Origin of the sequence: Streptomyces sp. NPDC059455, assembly GCF_042750115.1 — a bacterium.
GTDB classification, from domain to species: domain Bacteria; phylum Actinomycetota; class Actinomycetes; order Streptomycetales; family Streptomycetaceae; genus Streptomyces; species Streptomyces endocoffeicus.
In genome coordinates this window covers 15566-19719 of the sequence record NZ_JBHYVB010000073.1, presented here as the reverse complement: position 1 = coordinate 19719, position 4154 = coordinate 15566, and the positions used below count along the sequence as shown (strand labels likewise).

The following is a 4154-nucleotide window of genomic DNA, read 5'->3' as shown; positions in this document are numbered from 1 at the left end:
GGGCCGCCCGCGCGGCCCTCTCTCTCGCCTGGGGGGGGCTGGCTCGCGCCCCCCCCCCCCCCCCCCCCGCGTCCCTCACCTCATCGCTCGGGTCAGCTCAGCAGCTCGACCTCCGCCAGTGTCGACTTGTCGTCCGACACCAGCCGGTAGTGCGCGTATGTACCGGGCGTGCGCACCGAGAAGACGCGGGTCTGCTTGTCCCAGCTGAAGGACTCGCCCGACCTGCGGTCCAGGTCCTTCCAGCTCTCGCCGTCCGGAGAGCCCTGGAGCACCCATCCGGTCGGGGCCTTGCCGCGGTCCGACGAGGTCAGGGTGTACTGCACCGCGCGGCCCGGCTCCTTGACCGGCAGGTCCACCGACTCGAAGGTGGCCTCGGTGGTCGAGGTGTTGTCCAGCAGCGCCGTACCGCCGCTCGGCACCGTCAGGTCGTGGCGCGGGGTGGGCACCTTGTCGTCCTTGGTGATGGAGGACGGCGCGGCGTTCGCGCCGGTGCCCCAGGCCGACGGCTTGGCGCCCATCGCGAACTCCAGCGTGCCGCCCTTGGCGAGCACCGAGTGCGGCAGCGCGGTGGAGTTCCATGCCTTGCCGTTGACCTTCAGGCCCTGGACGTACACGTTCCGCGCGCTGTTGCGCGGGGCCTTGACGACGAGGTCGCGGCCGTTCTCCAGATGCACCGTGGCCTTGGTGAACTGCGGCGATCCGACCGCGTACTCCGAGCCGCCCATCACCAGCGGGTAGAAGCCCAGCGAGCTGAAGAGGTACCAGGCGGACTGCTCGCCGTTGTCCTCGTCGCCGTGGTAGCCCTGGCCGATCTCGCTGCCGGTGTAGAGGCGGGAGAGCACCTCGCGCACCTTCTCCTGGGTCTTCCACGGCTGTCCCGCCGCGTCGTACATGTACGCCACATGGTGGGCGACCTGGTTGCTGTGGCCGTACATGCCCATGCGGACGTCCCGTGCCTCGGTCATCTCGTGGATGACGCCGCCGTAGGAACCGGCGAACTCCGGCGAGGCGGTCTCCGGGGTGGAGAAGTAGGTGTCCAGCTTCTTCGCCAGGCCCGAGCGGCCGCCGTAGAGGTTGGCCAGGCCCCGGCTGTCCTGGGGCGCGGTGAAGGCGTAGCCCCAGCCGTTGGTCTCGGTGTAGTCGTAGCCCCAGATCCGGGGGTCGTACTTGTCGGAGGGCACGCGCCACTTTCCATTGGCGTCCTTGCCCTGGAAGAAGCCCGCCTTGTCGTCGAAGAGCGCGACATAGCCCTGCGCGCGGTGCAGGAAGTACTCGGACTCGTCCTTGTAGCGGGCCTTCTTCGTCTTCGCGTAGAGCGCCTTGCCCATGTTCGCGAGGCCGTAGTCGTTGAGATAGCCCTCCAGCGCCCAGGACAGCCCCTCATGGGTCTCGGTGCTGGTGTAGCCGAGGAAGGGCGAGGAGGACATGCCCTTCCGGCCGACGCCCGACGTGGGCGGCACGGCGGTGGCGTTCTTCAGCGCTGCCTCGTACGCGGCCTCGGCGTCGAACCGCACACCCTTCAGATACGCGTCGGCGAAGGCCACGTCCGAGCTGGTGCCGGTCATCAGATCGGCGTAGCCCGGTGAGGACCAGCGGGATATCCAGCCGCCGTCCTTGTACTGCTGCACGAAGCCGTCGACCATCGTGCCCGCCCGCTTCGGGGTGAGCAGGGAGTAGGCGGGCCAGGTGGTGCGGTAGGTGTCCCAGAAGCCGTTGTTGACGTACACCTTGCCGTCGACGATCTTCGCGCCGGTGTGGGTCGGGGTGTTCTCCCCGGTGGCCGGCGAGAAGGCGCTCGCGTACTGGTAGCGGGGCTTGGCCGCCGTGCCCGTGTTCTCGAAAGAGGAATTGGGATAGAGGTACAGCCGGTAGAGGCTGGAGTAGAGCGAGGTGAGCTGGCCGCGGTCCGCGCCCTCGACCTCGACCCGGCCCAGGATGTCGTCCCACTCCGCCTGTGCGGCCCGCTCGACCTGCCCGAACGACCGCGACGCGGGCAGCTCCCGGTCGAGGTTGGCCTTCGCCTGGTCGACGCCGATCAGCGAGGTGGCGAGCCGGAGGGTGACCGTCCGGTCCTTCCCCGGCTTGAAGCGGAAGTAGCCCGTGACGTCCTTGCCGCCGCCTCCGTCCAGCTTGCCGCTCGCGCTCACCGGGGTGTCGAAGACGCCGTAGACGAACATCCGGGTGGCACCGGCGGATCCCCCGCTCTTGACGTCGGAGTAGCCGGAGACCACCCCGTTCTCGGCGTCGAGGGTCAGCCCGCCGTTGTTGTTGACGTTGTCGAAGACGACGCTCGCGTTCTCGCCCGGATAGGTGAACCGCATGACCGCGGCGTGATCGGTGGGCGCGATCTCGGTCTTGAGGCCGTTCTCGAAGGTCACTCCGTAGGAGTACGGCCGGGCGGTCTCCTTCTCATGGCGGAAGGGGAGCGCGCGGGCGGTCCGGGAGGCGTTGGGTACGTCGGCCGCGGTGGACGGCATCACCTGGAAGGTCTGCCGGTCGCCCATCCAGGGGCTGGGCTCATGGCTGGCGCTGAACGCCTGGATGGTGGGGAGGTTGTCGGCGTTGTTGGCGCGGGCGTACTGGTAGAGCCAGTCGGTGGAGCCAGCGTTGGTCACCGGCGTCCAGAAGTTGAAGCCGTTGGGGACGGCGGTGGCCGGGAAGTTGTTGCCGCGCGAGAAGCTGCCGCTGGAGTTGGTGCCCCGGGTGGTCAGGGCGTAGTCCGACAGGTGTGTCAGCGGCTTCTCGGGCGCCTTGGGGGCGATGGAGATGTCGTCCACCCAGCCGCGGAACTGCGCGGGGCCCTTGGGGGAGTCGTAGGCCACGAGGATCCGGTCGACCGTCTTGCCCGCGGCGACCGCGCCGATCCGCGACTCCTTGTGGTTCCACTGGTTGACGTAGAGCGTCTTGGAGGCGGCCTGGCCCTGTGGGCTCATCCGGGCGCCGTGCTGGTCGACCGCGCCGGGCAGCTCGCTGAGGTAGCTGCCGTCGGTGAAGGCGAGGTCGACGGAGACATGGGTGGCGGGGTAGTCGAGGTCCGTCTCGGTCATCGACGGGAAGATCCGGTAGGACAGCTGGGTGTCCCGGGTGACGGCCGTGTCGACGTCGAAGACCTTGTTGTACGAGTACGCCCGGCCGTCCGGCTTGTGGGTGCCCGCGTAGCGCAGGGCACGGGTGCCGGTGAAGCCCGCGTTGGCCTTGGCGGTGGGGGAGCCGGTCGGGCCGCGGTCGATCTGGGTCTGCATGTCGGAGGCCGCGGGCGGGGTGGTGTCACCGTTCGCGAACTGCACCTCCGCGAGCTGGACGATGTCGTCCCCGGCGTTGCGGGTGATCTCCAGCCGGAAGTGCTTGTAGGCCGTGGAACTGTCGAAGGAGAACTCCCGCGTCTGCTGGCGCGAAGAGAACGCCTCGTCCTTACGGGTGTCCAGCGTCGTCCAGTCGGAGCCGTTGGCCGAGCCCTTGAGGGTCCAGTTTTTCGGGTCCCGGCCGGGGGCGTCGTTGGCGGAGGTGAGGGCGTAGCGGACGGCCTCCACCGGCTCGCTCAGGTCGAACTCGAGCCAGGCGGTGGTGTCGAAGGCCAGCCACTTGCTGGTGACCTCGCCGTCGACGAGGTTCTCCTTGATCTCCCCGCCGTCGGTGTTCTCCCCGCTCGCGCGGACCTCGGTGACCTTGTCGGTGACATTGCCGGGGATCCCGGAGGAGTAGCCTCCGTCGACTCCCGACGCCTTCTTCTTGCCGTCGGGGCCGGTCTCGACCGTGTTCCGCCAGTCGGGCTGGGGATCGCCCGATTCGAAGGACGAGGCGAAGGCGCGGTCGGCGTGGTGCGTGGAGTCCGGGCCGGCGGGGGCGGCGACCGCACCGCCCTGGGCCGTCACCGCCAGCAGGACGGCCGCCACCAGGGCGGCCGACCGTCCGATCCCACGCCATCGTCTCTGGGGTCGTCTCTGTCGCATACTCAGCCTCTCAACGAGTCTGACAACGTTGTCCACTGGGTCGGGCAGAGATAAGTAGGGAGGCAGGGGGAGGGTGGTGTCAAGGATGCGGACAGCGCTCAATGGGCGCCCGTGCGGCGGGTGGTACGGCGCGGGGGGGGGGGCGCGCGGGGGTGAGGCACCCCGGCAAAGGGGGGGTTAACTGGGACCCCACGGGGGGGTCGA

General features: G+C 69.3%; 1 protein-coding gene. It reads right to left on the bottom strand.

The window, feature by feature from the left end:
• Nucleotides 1-92 precede the first annotated feature (92 nt).
• Entirely contained in the window at nucleotides 93-3950 is a 3858-nt protein-coding gene (locus ACFXB5_RS24940) for a GH92 family glycosyl hydrolase (protein ID WP_385211635.1), read from the bottom strand.
• Nucleotides 3951-4154: the final 204 nt, after the last annotated feature.